This is a genomic window from Mesorhizobium sp. M0037 (genome assembly GCF_040323635.1).
Taxonomy (GTDB): Bacteria; Pseudomonadota; Alphaproteobacteria; order Rhizobiales; family Rhizobiaceae; genus Mesorhizobium.
In genome coordinates, this window is record NZ_JAMYVB010000005.1 from 182,346 (window position 1) to 199,237 (window position 16,892).

Here is a 16,892-nt window from a genome sequence, read left to right on the forward strand (position 1 = left end):
TTTTAGCTCCCATTTGTCGGTTCAGTCTCTTTTCCTGCTGACGAAGAAAAACAACGTGACGATCGCGACCGAAAGCAGCAGGAAGGCGGTCGATATCGCGTTGATCTCAGGCGTGATGCCGCGGCGGATCTGGCCGAGCATGTAGGTGGGCAGCGTATCCTGGCCGCCCGATTTGACAAACTCGGTGATGACGACGTCATCGAGCGAGATGACGAATGCCAGCATCAGTCCGGCCAGTATGCCGGGCCACAAAAGCGGCAGCGTGATGCGGCGGAAGGTCTTCCAAGGCGTCGCGTACAGATCGGCGGCCGCGCGCTCCAGCGTCAGGTCCATGTTTTCCAGCCGCGCCCGGATCGGCAGATAGGCGAACGGGATGCAGAACGCCGTGTGCGCGGCGATCAGATATCCAATGCCGGAATAGCCGGTGAAGATCTTGATGCGCGAGAAGAAGATCAGCAGCGCCACGCCGGTGACGATCTCGGGCACCATCAGCGGCTGGTTGATCGCCGCATATTTGAAGGTGAGGCCCGGATAGGACGCGGTGCGCGTGGTGGCGAGCGCGGCCATGGTGGCAAAGATTGTCGACAGCACCGCAGCGACGGCGCCGATCTGGAACGAGCGTAGCGTCGCGTCGATAACTTGCACGTTCTGCCAAGCCGACTGGAACCAGCGCATCGAAAAGCCGCCCCATTCGGACGTCGAGTTCGCCGCGTTGAAGGCATAGGCGACCAGCACGATGATCGGCAGATAGAGCACGATAAAACAGGTCGCAGCGATCACCGTGAAGCCGGTCTGGTGCTTGATGGAAAAGTTCTTAGTCATGCCGCGCCCCCGACTTGCCGGCATTGCGCACATAGGCAAGCAGCGCCACCATGACGATGATCATCACCGTGATCGACAGCGCCGAGCCGAGCGGCCAGTTGCGGCCTTGGCCGAACTGCAATTCGATCAGGTTGGACAGCATCATATTCTTGCCGCCGCCAAGCACGCTCGGCGTCACATAGGCGCCAAGGGCTGGAATGAAGACCAGGATGGAGCCGGCAATGACGCCGGGTTTGACCAGCGGGAAAATGATCTTCCGCAATACCTTGAATCGGGTCGCGTAGAGGTCGTAGCCCGCCTCGACGAGGCGAAAATCAAGCTTCTCCATGCTGGCATAGATCGGCAGCACCATCAGCGGCAGATAGACATAGGCCATGCCGATCAGAATCGCCGTGTCGGTGAAGAGGATCTGCACCGGCGCTGAGACGATACCAAGCTTGATAAGGATGGTGTTGATGATGCCTTCGTTGCGGATGATCTGCAGCACGGCGAAGGTGCGGATCAGAAGGTTGGTCCAGAACGGAATGGTGATCAGGAACAGCCAGAGATCCCTGGTTTTCTCGCTGCGCGTCGCCATGAAATAGGCGGTTGGAAACCCCAATGCCAAAGTGGCGATCGTCGTTATCACCGCCAGCTTGATCGAGCGCCAGAAGATGGTGACATGCGCTGCCGCAAGCGAAAGCGTATCGTCGAAAATGTCGCGTTCCATGAACACCGACAGCCAGGCATCGGGCGAAAACTGCCACTTCACATCGCCATAGGGGCCAGGCGTCAGGAACGAGTAGATCAGCACGATCAGCAAGGGGCCTGTCGCGGCGAGGAAGATCACCAGCAAGGCTGGCGCTGACAGCAGCCACCGGTCGCGCACATCGCGTCGCTGCGCTGCCTTGGCGACTTGTTCCGCGGTCGCCATGATCAGTCCTTCAGCACTTGCGCGGCGTCGTTGCCGATCATGATGCCGATCTGGCCGCCCTGCACGAAGCCGTCACCGGCGCCGCGGCTGTTCTGACGCCGCACGATGAACGGCTCGCCACCGGCAAGGCGCAGATGGAAGTGCGTGTCGGTGCCGAGATAGACGATGTTTTCGACGGTGCCGGACAGCGAAGCGCTCGGGCTGGCCGTGCCCAACTGCGCATGCTCTGGACGCACGACGATGGTGACCTTGCCGCTGGGGCTGAAGCCTTCCGGCAGCGAGGCTGGGATTTCCACACCAGACGGCAGCTTCACCGTCGCCCGGCCACCAGTCGCGCTAACCACATCCGCCTTGAGGAAGTTCGACTCGCCGATGAAGTCGGCGACGAAACGCTCGGCCGGCCGGTCGTAGATGTCGCGCGGCGAGCCGACCTGCAGGATCTTGCCCGACGACATCACCGCGATGCGATCCGACATGGTCAGCGCTTCCTCCTGGTCGTGGGTGACGAAGATGAAGGTGATGCCCGTCTCGTGCTGCAGCCGCTTCAATTCGATCTGCATTTCCTTGCGCAGCTTGTAGTCCAGGGCCGAGAGCGGTTCGTCGAGCAGGAGCACCTTGGGCTGCGGCGCCAGCGCCCGGGCGAGCGCCACGCGCTGCTGCTGGCCGCCGGAGATCTGGCTGGTGCGGCGGCCCGCCAGCGCCTCCATCTTCACCAGTTTCAGCATCTCGGCGACGCGCGCCTTGATCTCGGCCTTCGGCTTGCCCAGCATTTCCAGGCCAAAGCCGATATTGTCGGCGACCGTCATATGCGGGAACAGCGCGTACGATTGGAAGACGGTGTTGACCGGCCGCTTGAAGGGCGGCAACGGCGCGATGTCCTGACCGTAGAGGAGGATTTCGCCGGCGGTTGGGAAGTCGAAGCCGGCAATCAGCCGCAGCAACGTGGTCTTGCCGCAGCCGGATGGTCCCAGCAGGGTGAAGAACTCATTCTCGCGGATGGATACCGAGACCGTATCGAGGGCAGCAACCTGCCCCTCACCCGATCCGAAAATTTTACTGACGTTTACGACTTCAATTGCATTCCGATCCGGTTTTTCCGGCACGATACGCCTCACTGTTGACCCCGCTCTTGCTGGCGGAGTTTTTCCCCTGTTCGATGTGACCACACGGCCGGTAGGTTGGCAAGTCCGGCATTGAACCACAGTTCAGTCGGTCATTTCGTCTTGCAAGCGGCAAGCTGTGCAAGCCGCATGCCATTGTCAGGCCTGGTAGGTGACCTTGCCACCGCAGACCGTCGTCACCGGCCGCAGCTTGTGTAGATCGGCCGGCGCCGTCTTCTCGATATCGGCCGACAAAACCACCAGATCCGCCATATAGCCGGGTTTCAGAACGCCTTTGCGATGTTCGGCGAATTCGGCATAGGCGCCCTCGACCGTGTAGGCGGCAATCGCTTCTTGCAGCGAGAAACTCTGGTCAGGATCGCCTTCTGCCCATGGTTTGCGCTGCACTGCCGCCTGAATGCTCAGGATCGGGTCGATCGCCGCCACCGGCCAGTCCGAGGCGAACACGACATGGGCGCCGGCGCTTTTCAGGGTGCGCCAGGCATAGCTCAGCGGCCAGCGGTCCCGCCCGATGCGTGACACCGTCGGCTCCAGCGGAAAATCCATGGCGCCGGGCGGATGCGACGGCTGCATCGAGGCGATGACGCCGAGTTCGGCAAAACGCGGCACGTCGGCTGCTGTGGTGACCTCGATGTGCTCAACCCTGTGCCGGCTGTCGCGCTTGCCATTGAGCTTCTGCGCCGCCTCGTAACCGTCGAGCACTGCGCGCACCGCGCCGTCACCAATCGAGTGCACCGCGATCTGCAGCCCGCGTTTGTCGATAGCCACGGCGAGATCGATAAATTGCTGCGGCGTGAACAGCGGCTCGCCGACCCAGTCGGGACGATCCGCATAGGGTTCGACCATAACAGCGGTCCAGGAATCGAGCACGCCGTCATAGAACACCTTGACCATGCCCGATGACAGCCACTCACTGTGGTAGCGCTCGGCCATGACGGACGCCTTCTCGAGCATGTCGAGCGTCATGAAATTCTTGTAGTGGAACGGGATCTTGACGCGGCAGGGCAATCCCTCCTCGGCCTCGATCTCGGAAAGCAGTTCGAGCTGGTAGAGATTGCCGTCCATGTTCTGGATCGAGGTGATGCCGTGGCGCGCGCACCATGCAAGCCCGCGCCGCATGATGTCACGGTCAGCGGCCCGCTCGGCGGTCGACGGCATTGGGTCGGGCTCACCGCCGGTCGACAGCCCCAGCCGCACCCGGCTTTCGCCGGCAAGGTCGAGCACCGGACCGAAGGCCTCGCCCTCGCGCAATTCGCCCGCGGCCAGGCCGTCGTCACCCATCACGATCTCGTTGCCCGGACCGAGCGTGCGTCCCTTCAGGATGCCGGCCATCTCCAACGCCTTGGTGTTGGCCCACATCGTATGGTGGTCGGGTGCCGCCATGCAGAAGGGGCGGTCGGGCAGGATGGCGTCGAGATGATGGCGTGTCACCCGCTCGTCGCCGAGCACGGTGTAGTCGACGCCCTGTCCCACAAGCATCTTCGCCTCGGGCCACGTCGTGGCGTAGTCGCGGATGGCGCTTTGAAGCGCCTCGAAGCCATGGATACCGCCGAGTTGAAGATGCGCGAGCTCGGCCCCTCCCGAGAACAGATGCATGTGGGCTTCGATGAAACCGGGCAGGACCGAACCGCCCTTGGCGTCGATCACCTCTGTGGTCGTTCCCTTGAGTTTTTCGATGGCGGCGTGGTTGCCTATGGCGATGATGGCGCCGTCCTTGACGGCAATCGCCTCGGCGGCGGGATTGTCATCGTCCATGGTCCGCACGCGACCATTGATGACGATCAGATCAGCATTTTGACCCGCACCCGTGACAGACATCGCGACTCCGCGCTTTTGACGACTGGCTGAGACCGACAACCCTCTTGTCCGACAAGCTGCCACTCCGCTGGAGCGGCGTTATCGGACGAAAACTGATGCCAGTGCGCTGTTTCGAAATTCCCCTTGTGATCTCTCGAAACAGCGTGGATAAAAGAATGCGACTAATTATTCGCGTTTGTCAACGTGCCGAATTTCGAATGTATTGTGGACAACACACCACGCCAATGTTGAGACCGGGACCTGTGTTGAAACCGGCAGGGAACGAAGGCATCAATCCGTGAAGCGCAGTCTCAGCCGCGAAACCAGGATGGCGCTCGAACCGCGCAAGCAGCCGCGGCAGGAACGGTCGAGCAAGGTGGTCGACAGGATACTCGACGCTGCGCTGATCCTGACGCGGGAGCAAGGAACCAAGACGCCGACGACGCTCGCCATTGCCCGGCGCGCGGGCCTGTCGGTCGGTTCGGTCTACCAGTACTTTCCCAACAAGGAAGCCATTCTCCTCGACCTCGCCCGGCGCTGGCTGTCGTCGTTTCCCGAGGTGATCGCCAGGCGCATCGAGGTCACCCCACCCACCAACCGCGACGAGTTTCGGCAGGAGGTGCGCAAGCTCTTCATCGATACCTCCAGAATATATCTCGAAAACGCCACCCTGATGCCGGTGATCGAGGCGATATCCGGCAATGCCGACCTCAGGCCGATCCAGGACGAATATGACGAGCAGATCATCGCGCTTTACGCCGCGTGGCTGCAGCATGTGAACCCGGCCCTTGAAGACAAGATCGCCAGCCGACTCGGCGTGCTGATGATGGATGTCGGGCACGCCTGCCGGCTTGTGGGGTTGAAGCGGGATCGCAAAACATACGACCTCATCGAGGACGATGTGGAAAGAATGTGGCTCGCTTTGGTCACCCCCTATCTCAACCTTGACTGATTTCGCTATTTCGAGAGGAAATTCATGAAGACTGTCTATTCGCCGCTTCATGCCGGCCATGCCGGCCAGATGGAACTGGTCACGTCGGCAATCGTGCCGGGTTTCGAAAAGCCATCGCGGGCCGAGTTCATCAAGGCGCGGGTCGAGAGCGAGAAGCTGGGGCCGATCATCGGACCGGTCGAGCACGATCTCACAGCCGCCAAGCGCATCCACAAGGCCGACTATATCGACTTCCTGCCAACCGTCTGGCCGGCGTGGAAGGCCGCCGGCCTCGAGGGCACGGCGATGCCCTTCACCTGGCCGACGCGCGGCCTGCGCGGCGACGTGCCACCCAAGCGCGTCGACGCCTTGCTCGGCTACTATTCCTTCGACGCCGGCGCCACCTTCGTCGAAGGCACATGGACCGCGATCAAATCGTCCTATGACGTGGCGCTGACGGCGGCGGCCTTGGTCAAGGGTGGCGAGCGGTCGGCCTTCGCGCTTTGCCGCCCGCCCGGCCATCACGCCGGTGCCGGGTTCATGGGCGGCTACTGCTACATCAACAATGCTGCGGTCGCCGCGCAGTGGTTCCTCGACCAGGGCGCCGAACGCGTCTCGATCCTCGACGTCGACTACCACCACGGCAATGGCACGCAGGAGATCTTCTATGAACGCGCCGACGTGCAGGTTCTCAACCTGCATGGCGATCCCATGGTCGAGTATCCGTTCTTCCTCGGCCATGCCGATGAACGCGGCGCGGGCGCCGGCGAAGGTTTCAACGTCAACTATCCCATGCCCTTCGGCACCAATTGGGACGCCTGGAACGCCTCGCTGGAGGATGCCTGCGTCAAGCTCGCCGCCTACGCCCCCGATATCGTCATCGTCTCCCTTGGCGTCGACACCTTCGAGAAGGACCCGATCAGCCAGTTCAAGCTGAAAAGCCCGGACTATCCGAAGATCGGCCGGCGCATGGCCAAGCTCGGCCTGCCGACGCTGTTCGTGATGGAAGGCGGCTACGCCGTCGAGGAGATCGGCATCAACGCCGTCGGCGTGCTCACCGGCTTCGAGGACAAATAGGAAAGCAATTCCAGGATAAGTGTGAGGCGGTTTTCCGGCCGGATTGCGCCAAAGAGATATGGGGCGGCTCCGGCCGCCCCGACCATCTAGGCGGCCGCAGCCGGGTTAGGTGCAACCACCGGAACGGCTGGCCTTCGCGACCGGCCGATGCGGTAGACAATCACCGCCGCAATCACGCCTGCCGCCAGGATGGCGAGCGCCAGCAACGGCCGGTACCAGAACCAGGCAATCGCGATCGTCACCGTGCCGACCAGGATCGCCAGAACGAAGGCGATGATGCCGGTGCCCATCCGCGCCATGCTGCCGAGGAAGGGTATGACGTCGAGGATCACCCCGATCGGGCTGAGGAACAGCGCAAAGCCTATGGTCAGCAACAGCAAGCCGGCGCCGCGCAGCAGCCAGGTGATCAGCGTGTTGGCGCTGACCGCGTCGGCGAACATCTTTTCGGCCGGGACGTTGCCGGTATCGACCATCAGCAGCGCATCGCCGGCTTGCGTCTGGTAGGGCTCCAAGCGGCTGCCGGCCTGGCGCGCGATGATACTGATCACGCCCAGCGGCGCCAGTTCGTAGCCGATGCGATAGTCACCCAAAGCGGGCGTCGTGTTGTCATTGCCGAGATAAATCTTGCCATCGACGATGCTGAGCGGTTTCGTTCCGATATAGGCAGCCTTTATCGCCGCCGACTGGTCGGCTGAGAGCGAATAGTCCTTGTCACCCTCGATACGGTCCAGCACTGGCGTATCGAGATCGAAGGCGACAAGCTTGCCCTCAGGAATCTGGAAGGTCCGGCCGTGGATTTCCATCGGCGGATTCTGGTGGCCGTCCGGCTTCTTGAAGTCCGACGAGTCGATCTGGCTGTCGTCCCACACCTTGGAATAGCTGTAGGTGGTCACCGTCTCTTCGCCACCGCCGAGCTTCTTGGTCGTCTCCGACTTGGACTCTTCCTTCCACTGATACATCTCGACACTGCGCGACAGCCGCAGCCCTTGCGTGGCGATGCCGAAATCCGGATCCGCCAGGCCGCTGTCCGCCGTCACCAGTCCGCTGACATGAACCAGCTTGCCGTCATTGGCGGTATCGACGCTGTCGGCGCCGACCGAAACCACCGCTCCAGAACCTTCGGCCAGCGAGCGCGCCGTCTGCACGGCGCGGCCCTCGTTCCAGAACAGCCCGATCACCATCAGCGCGATCAGGATAAGGCCGAAGATGACCCCGCCGACCGCGCGCTTGATCCGCCCGAACCACGAGACGGACGTTACTTCCCGAAATGAATCGCTCATCGTTTCCCCCGAAACAAAGTTATCCCAAAATTACAACGCGGCCGGCGGCTGCGCGTTTAGCCCGTCAATCGGCGTGGATCTGCGCGCCGCAATCCCTTTCGCCGGCGCAGGCGTGCACCGCCCGTGTCGTGCCGCCATCGCCGACCCGCCATGGCGATGCGGAGAGCGGCGCCTGGCGATTGCCCCCGAGAAGATCGAGCGCCCGCATCGCCGTCTCTTCGCCGACCTCGTCACGCTTGACGATCTCGACGTCCTTGAAACCGATAGCTGCAAGCTGCGGCATCACCACATCGGGGTCGCCCGCCACCACGATCAGCGACGGATCGAGCGACGCCAGGGCCAGCGCCTGTTTCTGAACCGCATCGAGTGTCAGCTTTGTGCGCGCCGCCATGCGGGTTTGCTGGTCCTCCAGCGTCGATCCGCTGCCGACCGCGCCAATCAGCGAGGAGAACAGACCAGCCGACGTCTCGGCCGATCCAGCCAGCGCCCGGCGATAGACAGTCACCGTGCGGTCGACTTCGTCCTGCGCCACCGGCAAGGTGGTCAGGCCGGCAAATCCTTTCAGGATTTCGGTAATCGCCGGCCCGGTGTTGGCGCGCTCGACGGTGGTTGCCACGACCAATCCCGAGCCGGCCTTCATCGGGCTCATCAGATAGCTCGACACGCCATAGGAGTAGCCCTTCTCCTCGCGGATCACCGAATTCAGCCGGCTGGAGAAATCGGCGCCAAGCAGGTTGGAGACCGCGGTCGATTCAGCGCGCTCGCTCTCGTCGGTGCCGGGCGCCGGCCGCGCCACGAACAGCGCCGACTGGCTGGCGCCGGGTTCGGGCACCAGCAGCACTTTCTGTCCCCCGTTGAAATGCGCCGCCGGCGACGGCTCGACGGCATAGCCGGCGGTGTCGCTTGTCCACGCGCCGAATGCTTTTTCAAGGCTGGCGGCGACGGTCGCGACCGGCATCGGGCCGACGCTGTAGAAGGTCACCGCCTTCGGCGTGAACTCCGCCTTGAATGCGTCCCTCGCCTCGTCGAGCGAGATCGAGGTCAGCGCCTTTGCCGACCAGTCCACCGCTGCCTTGCCCGGCACCTGCGGGATCAGCGTCGCCTTTGCCATGCGGCCGGCAACGCCGGGCAGATCCGCCTCGCGGCCGTTTAGCCAGTCGACCGTCTGCGCCATCAGCACCGTCCATTCGGTCTTGTCGAAACGAGGCTTCAGTACCGCGTCGGCGAGCAGGCCAATACCCTGGTCGAGCTTTTCCGGCGGCACGCCAAGCGTCATCATCGTGGTCAGCGTTCCGGCCTGGTGGCTGACGCCGGCGCCGATGTCGCTGGCCGCCTTGGCGAAATCAGCCGAGCCGCGATCGGCGGCCCCGCGTGTCGCCATGCTTGCTGCAAGCTCCAGCAATCCCTCCTTGCCTTCCGGCACGCTGTTCCAGCCGCCGGCGGCACTGGCCGCGACATAGACCATCGGCGCTTCCGGCATTGTGTAGTGGACGAGTTTGATGCCATTCGAGAGCGTCGCCGTTTCCATGGCGGGCAGTGTTGCCGAAGGCGCTTGCCCGGCCGCATGCTTCGGAATGTCGATCGCCGCTCGCTCCGGTGCGGTGAACGGCTGCGGTGTGCCGGACGAGCCGATCAGTGCATCGGGATAGCTGCCCCGCGGGCCGGGCTTCAGCATCAGTACGCTGGCATCTTCCGGTTTCAACAGCCGCTTCATCGTTGCCTCGACATCCGCCACGCTGGCGTCCTTCACCCGCGGGGCGTCGACCAGCGCGCTCTGCGCATCGCCGAGCACGTCGGCATTGTAGGAGACGACGCCGGCGCGATCCTTCAGTGCTTCGCTGCCGAGCCGCGCTGCCTGCAAGATGCCGGTGCGCGCACGCTCGACATCGACCGGATCGAGCGGGGTCTTCAGGAAATTCGCGAACGCCGTTTTCATCGCGCTTTCCAGCGCTTCCGGCGCCACACCTTCGGCGGCACCCGCCTCGAAGGTAAAGCGGCCACCGAGCAGACCGCCGGTCCAGCTCGCGCTGGCATAGGTGGCAATGCCCAACTGCGAAACCAGCCGGTTGCGCAAAAACCCATATTCGCCGTTGCCGAGCAGTTCGGCGGCAATGCTGAGCGCACCATTGTCGGGCGACTGCGCCACCGGGCCACTGAAGCCGACCACGACGATGGGGCTTGGCACACGATCCTCGAGCACCAGCTTGAGCCGGGCCTGCGTCGGTGCCGGCACGGCGGGCCGCACCACATCGGCGCCGCGCGCCACGCGGCCGAACGTGTCGGCAATCAGCGCCTTGGTGTCGTCGATCTCCAAGTCGCCGACCAGCACCAGCACCGCATTGTTGGGCAGATAGTAGCTGTTGAAGAAACCCCTGACATCGTCGAGCGTCGCCGCATCGAGATCGGCGACCGAGCCGATGACCATGCGGCTATAGGGATGCGGCTTCGGGAACAGGCCGGACCAGAAAGCTTCCCAGCCGGATGCGCCGGCCTTGTCGAGCACGTTCTGGCGCATCTCGTTCTTGACCACCGAGCGCTGCAGATCGAGCTTGGCCTGAGTCACCGAGCGGCCGAGATTGGCCATGCGGTCTGCCTCAAGCGACAAGATCATCGGCAGTGACGACGACAACCCGTCGACATAATAAACCGTGCCGTCCTCGGTGGTCCAGGCATTGATCTCGTTGCCGAGCGCGGCGTGCGCGCCGAACACGTTCGGCCAGGCCGGCGTGCCGGAAAACATCAGATGTTCGAACAGATGCGCAAAGCCCGAGCGTCCCGCGGGTTCATTCATCGACCCGACGCGGTAGCGCAGGTTCATCACCACCTTCGGCACGCGATGGTCGGGCACCAGCACCACCTGCAGCCCGTTGTCGAGCGCATAGGTAACGGTCGGCTCAGCCTTGGCGGGCGCTGCCATGCCGGCAAGAACCGCAAGCACCACCGTGAACGCCAGGAAAACCTGCTTCATCATGACCCCCGATGCTGATGGCCGCGAGCAAGCGCCGCCAAATCCGCCGTATGACCGAAGGGATGCCCATCCCTGCCGGCTGCCGAGACCCTATCGGAATCGATCGGCCCTCGATACGGCAGTATCGCAACACCCTCTGGCTTTTTCGTGTCGGCGTTTCAGGCCTTTTGCGGCGGAAAGGCCGCGAAAGTCGCGCCTGAGTCGCTTGAGTCCAATAATATTGATTTTGTCAAATCGCGTTTGATGTCGGATTCATCTGCGGGTAGATTAGACCCGAATCAGCCGGTCCTTGGGGGGCGCGGCGACCACCCAAAGTCTCAAGTTCCGGCCAATGACCGGCACCAGACGCGGACGGCTTCGCGTTCCCTGAATGGATTCGGTGATCAGCGCGACCGCCGCGCCGTGTGAGTGCTTCGTAAACGTGATGCGTCTTCAAGTTCGGCCGCTGCTAACCCCAGCGTCCGGGCTCAAGAAAAGACTCCGGCCATGACATACAACCAAAGCATCCAATGAGCAGTTCCGCCGCGCTTCTCCAATCCGATACGTTAGGCTCGCGCCTCGAATCGCGCGGCGATCTCACCTCCTTTTTCATGCAGCTTGCCGCCGAGATCGGCGCCGACAGCTACATGCTCGTCGCCATCGTCCACGACCAGGACCGCAACGACGCCCGCATCGTCTCATCCAACTGGATCTTCGACGCCATTGAACTGATCGGCAAGCGGCTGATCGCCGGCCTTGCCCAGGGACCGCTGACCGTTGCACCTGGCATCCGCCCGAGGCCCCTGGTCGCCGCCGCGGCACCCGACGCCGGCGGACTGCTCACAGGCGAAGAGGCGCGCCTGCTCGACGTGCTTGGACATGCCGAAGTCTATTCACTGCGGCTCAATGTCGGCCGCCAGCGGCTGTTTGCGCTTTTCTCGGCGGCCGAGGCCGGCAGTATCGACCAGCCGGCGCTGATGAAGGCTCAGTTGAAGTGCTGTTACGCGCTGTCCGCCATCCCGCAATTGATCGCCGCCGTCGCCATGCAGGACCCGCTGTCCGACCGCGAGCGCGAATGCCTGTTCTGGGTGTCTGAAGGCAAAACCACCGATGAGGTCGCAGTGATCCTCGGGGTCTCGTCCAACACCGTCAACAGCTACATCACCCACGCCATCCAGAAATTCGCGGCGTCGAACCGCGCGATGGCCATCGCCACGGCGATCAGGAGCGGCATCATTTGAAACACGCTGACATCAAGGCGGCGGCCGAAGCCCTTTTCAACGAGCAGCGAAATCCGTTCGGCGCCTTCTCCATCAGTTCCGAGACGCACCATGCCGTTACCATCCCGGACGCGGTGCGCCGCTGCCGCTGGATCGCCGTCGACATCAACGCGTCGGCCTTCGGCCTCTACTTCGTCAGCCCCTCGCCGGAACGGGCGCGCCTGGTGCCGAGCTTCGATTCCGACTATCCCGCCACCGCGGTGACAACCAAGTTCATCGCCGGCGCCAATGGCGAGGAGATGGTGCACCACAGCGGCGCCTCGACAGCGCCGCGCTGGTGGGCGGACGACGGCATCGCCGGCTCGGACGCCGTCTTCCAGAACCTCGCCTGGGCGGAGCGGACGGCGCCGCTGGCGCCGGGCACCAACGGCATTGCCTTTCCCGTCCATGCCGATCGGGGCCATTGCGGGCTGGTGGTGTTCCTCGGCTCGACGATCGCTTTGCCGGAGGACACGCTCTACGAAATCCACGCCCGCTGTTTTTCGCTGTTCGCCGCCGTCGCCCGAATTCGTCCGAACGATGCCGGCCGGATGCGGTCGATCTCCAAGCGTGAACTGGAGTGCCTGAAGCTGACCGCCAACGGCAACACCAGCGAAGAGATCGCCAGGCTGCTGAAGCTGTCGGTCCACACCGCCAACCAGTATCTCACCCAGTCGACGCAGAAGCTCAACGCGGTCAACCGCAACCAGGCGGTGGCCAAGGCGCTGCGGCTGGGGCTGATCGAGTAGTCAGCGTCCAGCGATTCGGCTTGCGAAAGAAAATCAGCGATAGGCGAGCGGCTCGGTCCGGCGAATGCGCGCCTCTTCGATGACCGTCTCCAGCAAGGCGGTGTTGTGCTCGGGGTCTTCGCCGGGCTTCTCGAACGACACATAGTTGACCGCGACCGAAGACCTCTCCTCGCTCAGCGTCAGCTGGAAATAGACGGTGACGCCCGGCGGCCGAAGCTCGAGATCGAGCACGATGCGCGGGCTGCCGCTCCAGTCGACATGTGCCTCTCCGCCATGGCCGAGCCTGAGCGTGCCCGGCAGGAAGAACAGCTCCACCGCCGAATCCACCAGATCCGACAGGCAAGCGAAATGCTCGAGCCGGATGAAAGCGATGTAGTCGGCGACATCGATCAGCCGCAACTCGTCGACCACCTGCTCGATGGCCTTGGCGACAATGAGTTCGCGGGATTTTGCGTGCGGTTGGCGGTTCATGAAATTTGTCTCCGCTCAGCCTTTTTGGAGTAGACGATCCGCACCAATTCGGCGACGGCCTGGTAGAATTGCGACGGGATCACGCTATCAACCGAAACTTGCTTGTACATGGAGCGGGCGAGCGCCACGTCCTCGAAGATCGGGATGTTGTGCTCCTTGGCGATCTCGCGAATCTTGAGCGCAACCAGGTCCTGGCCCTTGGCCAGCACCAGGGGTGCTGAATCCTCGTCGCGGACATATCTGAGCGCGATGGAAAAGTGCGTCGGATTGGCAATGATCAGCGTCGCGCGCGGCACCGCCGTCATCATCCGCTTGCGCGCCCGGTCGCGCGCCAGCGAGCGCAGCCGGGACTTGATGATCGGGTCGCCCTCGGACTGTTTGAACTCGTCCTTGACCTCCTGCTTGGTCATCCGCAGATCCTGCTTCCAATGGAAGCGCGACCAGACGACGTCGACCGCCGCGATCAGCCCCATGACGAAGACGATCGCCACCAATATGTCGACGGTGATGCTTTTGATGACGAGGCCGAAAGCGACGGGGTTGGTGATCATGCCGGCCAGGAGCTGGCGGTAGTCCTGCGACAGCGTGAAGTAGAGCACGATACTGGCGAAGCCGAGCTTGCCCAGCGATTTCAGGAATTCTACCCAGCCCTGAATGCCGAACATCCTGGTCCAGCCCTTGGCTATCGAGATGCGCGACAGTTGCGGCCGGATCCGCTCGCCGACGACTTGCGGCATGTTCTGCAGCACCGAGGCGCCGATGCCGGCCACCACCAGCAGCACCAGCAGGCTGACGACGGCGTTGCCTATTTCCATCATCACGGTGTTGTAGAGCGCGATGACGTCGGTCTCGGTGTCCATCGGCCACGCCTCGGGCTTTTCCAGGAACATCGACAGGAACATGCCGAGATTGACGACCGCGTCCTTGGCGTAGAAGACGGTGAACACCAGTAGGGCGATGAAGGACGCCAGAAGTGCGGCCTCCCTGGAATGGGGCAGTCTGCCCTGTTCGATGGTGTCGCGGATCTTCTTTTCGGTCGCGTCTTCGGTTTTGGAGTCTTTGTCCGCCGCTTCAGCCATTCAGCTCTCGGCGTTAAGCCGCTTCGCTCTGCTGCGACGAGGGCAGTTCGAAAGCCCCCTCGCGCGAAAGCCGGATTGTCGCCACCGCGATGTTCTTGCGCGCCGTCATGATATCGGCAAGCTGAATGCCTTCCGAGCCCTGTCCGAGCTCGGACTCGATCATGCGCCGCGACCGTGCGCCGATCGCCGAGAGCGCCGATTCCGTCAATGCGGGTGGTGCACCGCGCAGCGCCAGCGTAATCAGTTCGGTCGACAGCCCGTCGAACAGAAGCACCCGCGCCTTCTGCGTCAAAAGCGGCAGATCGTCGAAGGCAAACAACCTGGAGCGGACACCGCCGAGGTCCGGCGTGCCGGCCTCTTCCAGATCCTGCATGACCTCTTCCAGCTGCGGCTTGTCCATTTCGTTGAGCACACTGGCGACGCGCGCCTGTCCCGCCGAGATGTCCTTGGTCGCGGTCTGCGCCAGCACGCTGGCGCGCAGCTGGTTCTCGATGATCCTGGTGGCCCCGTCCGGAATGGTCGCCATCGTCACCATGCGCTTGATGATCTCGCTGCGCATCGGCTTTTCCATGGTCAGCAAAATGTTGGCGGCGGCCTGCGGCGCAAGCTTCGACAGCACCATGGCCGCGGTCTGTGGATGCTCGGCGGCAAGGAACGTGCCCAGACGCGTCGGTTCGAGCTTTTCCAGCTGCGGCCAGATCGGCGGTGGTCCTTCCGGCGCAACCTCGAAGCGCTTGTCGCCCATGATGGCGCTCATCTCTTCGGGCGACAGCGATTCATTGAGGATCGTGTCCATCCGGTCGGCGGAATCGAGCAGGCCCGCACCTTCGGTGAACTCGGCCTCGAATTCGGCGACGATGCGTTCAAGATCGCTTTGCGGAATGGTGCGCAGCAGCCGCGCCCCTTCGATCAGTGCCTTCAGTTCTTCCTGCTTGAAGAATTTCAGGAGCCGGCTGGCCGAAGGTTTGCCCATCGCCACCAGGATGGCGGCGGCCTTTTGCGGGCGCGTGAGCGTCACCGGCGTCGTCATGGCATCCGCTCCTGCTGAGACCGCATGTCATTCATTGCTCAAGCGCCCTTGGTCGCCGCGATAATTTCGGTCAGCCTGATGCCGAAGCGCGACGGATCGCTTTCCAGCACGGTGATCTCGCCGCGCGCGATCTTGCGGCCGTTGACCACGACATCGACCGGTTCGCCGATGCGCCGGTTGAGCGCCACCGTCGAGCCCTTCTGCAGCGCCATCAGGTCCGACACCGGCATTTCCGTACTGCCGAGGATGATCTGCACATCGACCGGGATGCTCATGATGATGTTGGAATTGGCGCCGGACGTGGCAGCCCGCAAGGCGGCGTCGGGCCGCTTTTCCTCCTCCTGGAGGACACCGCGCAATTCCTCGATGGCGCGGTCGAGCTGTTCGTCCGGCTGGTCGATATTGGCTTCCACCTTGGTCTTGGCCATCAGTCGTCTCCAAATGCTTGGGCTTGCCCGGCGTCAGCCCGGCATGAGCCCATCGATAAAATCCTGACCGGCATCGTAAGGATGCCTGATCCGGACGGTGTAGTTCTGCCCGAGTTTACCGAACTCGCAGACAAACAGCGTCTTGTCGCGCGCGCTCAGCTTGGCCTGCGACTGCGCGGTTTCCTCGAACTCGATGATCTGGCCCGGCTCGAAGCCGGCGAGGTCGCCGAGCGTCAGGCGTGCCAACGGCATGGTCGCTTCGAGCGTCACCGTCGAGCGCATCACCTCTTCGGAAAAACGTGCCCGCCAGTCGGAGGTCGTGCCTTCGCTGTCGTGGACATCGGCGATACCGCGTGTGGCCAGCAGGATGCGCTGCGGGATCATCACCGTGACCGTTCCGCTGTCGGTCGGCGTCGAGATGCCGAAGACGATGCGCACCGCCGCGCCATCGCGCAGCACGCGGCGCTTGGCTTCGCTGCCCGAAAGTGCCCGCGGCACCGGCAGCCGCAGCTCGAGCGAGCGCCGGCCTGATCCGTTCAACGCCTGCGCAACTTCCTGGAAGACCGTGGTCGCGACATCGGTCTCGATCTGCGACAGAGCGCGCTCGATCGGCGAAACCGGCTGATCCGGATCGCCGCCGAACAGCGCGCACACCATCACGGCGATGGCCGGCGCATCAGCCACCAGCGTCATCGCATCCGAAGACGTCGGCGATGCTATGATGGCCATGGCAAAGGCATCGCCGGCATTCGTGCGGGCATCGGGAACACGGCTGATCTCGACCGTGCGCAGGTCGACGGTGACCGGTGCACCGAGCTCGCCGGCCAGGCTCTTCTGCAGCAGCGGCAGTGCGCGCTCCCCCATCGAGCGCCCGGTGCCGATGACGTGAGCGGCCTCACCGCTTTCACCGACCAGACGCTCGATGATCAGCGAGCGGGCTTGCGAGGGGCTGCCAGGACTTGTCATGACGGCGTGCGGTCCTGTCTGT

The 16,892-nt window shown here is 63.3% G+C and carries 15 protein-coding genes; 4 read left to right on the top strand and 11 right to left on the bottom strand.

Annotated features, from left to right (window positions below):
* Window positions 1–21: 21 nt before the first annotated feature.
* The 4 genes from NKJ78_RS10865 to NKJ78_RS10880 all read right to left on the bottom strand — a co-directional run bounded on the left by NKJ78_RS10865 (window position 22) and on the right by NKJ78_RS10880 (window position 4,674).
* A complete protein-coding gene (locus tag NKJ78_RS10865; protein WP_023820688.1) occupies window positions 22–822 on the bottom strand; it encodes an ABC transporter permease in 801 nt (266 codons plus the stop codon).
* The gene (locus NKJ78_RS10870; protein ID WP_352459807.1) at window positions 815–1,735 is read right to left on the bottom strand and encodes an ABC transporter permease; all 921 of its coding nucleotides are present in this window, start codon (window positions 1,733–1,735) and stop codon (window positions 815–817) included. Before NKJ78_RS10870 ends, NKJ78_RS10865 begins: the two co-directional genes overlap by 8 nt.
* A gap of 2 nt (window positions 1,736–1,737) precedes the next feature.
* Window positions 1,738–2,838 carry an ABC transporter ATP-binding protein gene (locus tag NKJ78_RS10875; RefSeq protein WP_023691713.1) on the bottom strand — a complete coding sequence of 367 codons (1,101 nt, stop codon included), beginning with the start codon at window positions 2,836–2,838 and terminating at the stop codon, window positions 1,738–1,740.
* Between the two features lie 156 nt (window positions 2,839–2,994).
* Window positions 2,995–4,674: an amidohydrolase gene (locus tag NKJ78_RS10880; protein ID WP_352459806.1), complete on the bottom strand. Its 1,680-nt coding sequence runs from the start codon at window positions 4,672–4,674 to the stop codon at window positions 2,995–2,997.
* A 277-nt stretch (window positions 4,675–4,951) separates the two neighbouring features.
* Between NKJ78_RS10880 and NKJ78_RS10885 the strand changes: the two genes are divergently transcribed.
* Together NKJ78_RS10885 and NKJ78_RS10890 are read left to right on the top strand one after the other, a co-directional pair.
* A complete protein-coding gene (locus tag NKJ78_RS10885) occupies window positions 4,952–5,605 on the top strand; it encodes a TetR/AcrR family transcriptional regulator (RefSeq protein WP_023686329.1) in 654 nt (217 codons plus the stop codon).
* A 24-nt stretch (window positions 5,606–5,629) separates the two neighbouring features.
* On the top strand, window positions 5,630–6,661 hold the full coding sequence (locus tag NKJ78_RS10890; protein ID WP_023737689.1) for a histone deacetylase family protein: 1,032 nt from the start codon (window positions 5,630–5,632) through the stop codon (window positions 6,659–6,661).
* Between the two features lie 86 nt (window positions 6,662–6,747).
* Here NKJ78_RS10890 and NKJ78_RS10895 read toward each other — a convergent pair whose 3' ends face one another.
* Together NKJ78_RS10895 and NKJ78_RS10900 are read right to left on the bottom strand one after the other, a co-directional pair.
* Window positions 6,748–7,941 (bottom strand): TMEM43 family protein, encoded by a 1,194-nt coding sequence (locus NKJ78_RS10895; RefSeq protein ID WP_023737688.1) that lies wholly within the window; start codon window positions 7,939–7,941, stop codon window positions 6,748–6,750.
* Window positions 7,942–8,005: 64 nt separating this feature from the next.
* A complete protein-coding gene (locus NKJ78_RS10900; protein ID WP_023737687.1) occupies window positions 8,006–10,912 on the bottom strand; it encodes a M16 family metallopeptidase in 2,907 nt (968 codons plus the stop codon).
* A gap of 506 nt (window positions 10,913–11,418) precedes the next feature.
* On the opposite strand from NKJ78_RS10900, the gene NKJ78_RS10905 reads away from it, so the two are divergent.
* Window positions 11,419–12,129, top strand: coding sequence for a helix-turn-helix transcriptional regulator (locus NKJ78_RS10905; protein ID WP_023683473.1), 711 nt, complete (start codon window positions 11,419–11,421; stop codon window positions 12,127–12,129).
* The gene (locus tag NKJ78_RS10910) at window positions 12,126–12,896 is read left to right on the top strand and encodes a helix-turn-helix transcriptional regulator (RefSeq protein ID WP_023737686.1); all 771 of its coding nucleotides are present in this window, start codon (window positions 12,126–12,128) and stop codon (window positions 12,894–12,896) included. The genes NKJ78_RS10905 and NKJ78_RS10910 overlap by 4 nt, the downstream gene beginning before the upstream one ends.
* A gap of 33 nt (window positions 12,897–12,929) precedes the next feature.
* Here the strand turns inward: NKJ78_RS10910 and NKJ78_RS10915 are convergent, their stop codons facing one another.
* Genes NKJ78_RS10915 through NKJ78_RS10935 form a run of 5 tightly spaced genes read right to left on the bottom strand, consistent with a single transcriptional unit; the run spans window position 12,930 to window position 16,870 of the window.
* A complete protein-coding gene (locus NKJ78_RS10915) occupies window positions 12,930–13,367 on the bottom strand; it encodes a BspJ family T4SS effector nucleomodulin (protein WP_023671756.1) in 438 nt (145 codons plus the stop codon).
* Window positions 13,364–14,446, bottom strand: a complete 1,083-nt coding sequence (gene flhB / locus NKJ78_RS10920) for a flagellar biosynthesis protein FlhB (RefSeq protein WP_352562432.1) — start codon at window positions 14,444–14,446, stop codon at window positions 13,364–13,366. The genes NKJ78_RS10915 and flhB overlap by 4 nt, the downstream gene beginning before the upstream one ends.
* A 13-nt stretch (window positions 14,447–14,459) precedes the next feature.
* Complete coding sequence (locus NKJ78_RS10925; protein ID WP_023737684.1) at window positions 14,460–15,476, bottom strand: flagellar motor switch protein FliG; 1,017 nt, start codon at window positions 15,474–15,476, stop codon at window positions 14,460–14,462.
* A gap of 38 nt (window positions 15,477–15,514) precedes the next feature.
* On the bottom strand, window positions 15,515–15,904 hold the full coding sequence (fliN, locus tag NKJ78_RS10930; protein WP_023683477.1) for a flagellar motor switch protein FliN: 390 nt from the start codon (window positions 15,902–15,904) through the stop codon (window positions 15,515–15,517).
* 33 nt (window positions 15,905–15,937) lie between these two features.
* Window positions 15,938–16,870 carry a FliM/FliN family flagellar motor switch protein gene (locus NKJ78_RS10935; RefSeq protein WP_023737683.1) on the bottom strand — a complete coding sequence of 311 codons (933 nt, stop codon included), beginning with the start codon at window positions 16,868–16,870 and terminating at the stop codon, window positions 15,938–15,940.
* Between the last annotated feature and the right edge of the window lie 22 nt (window positions 16,871–16,892).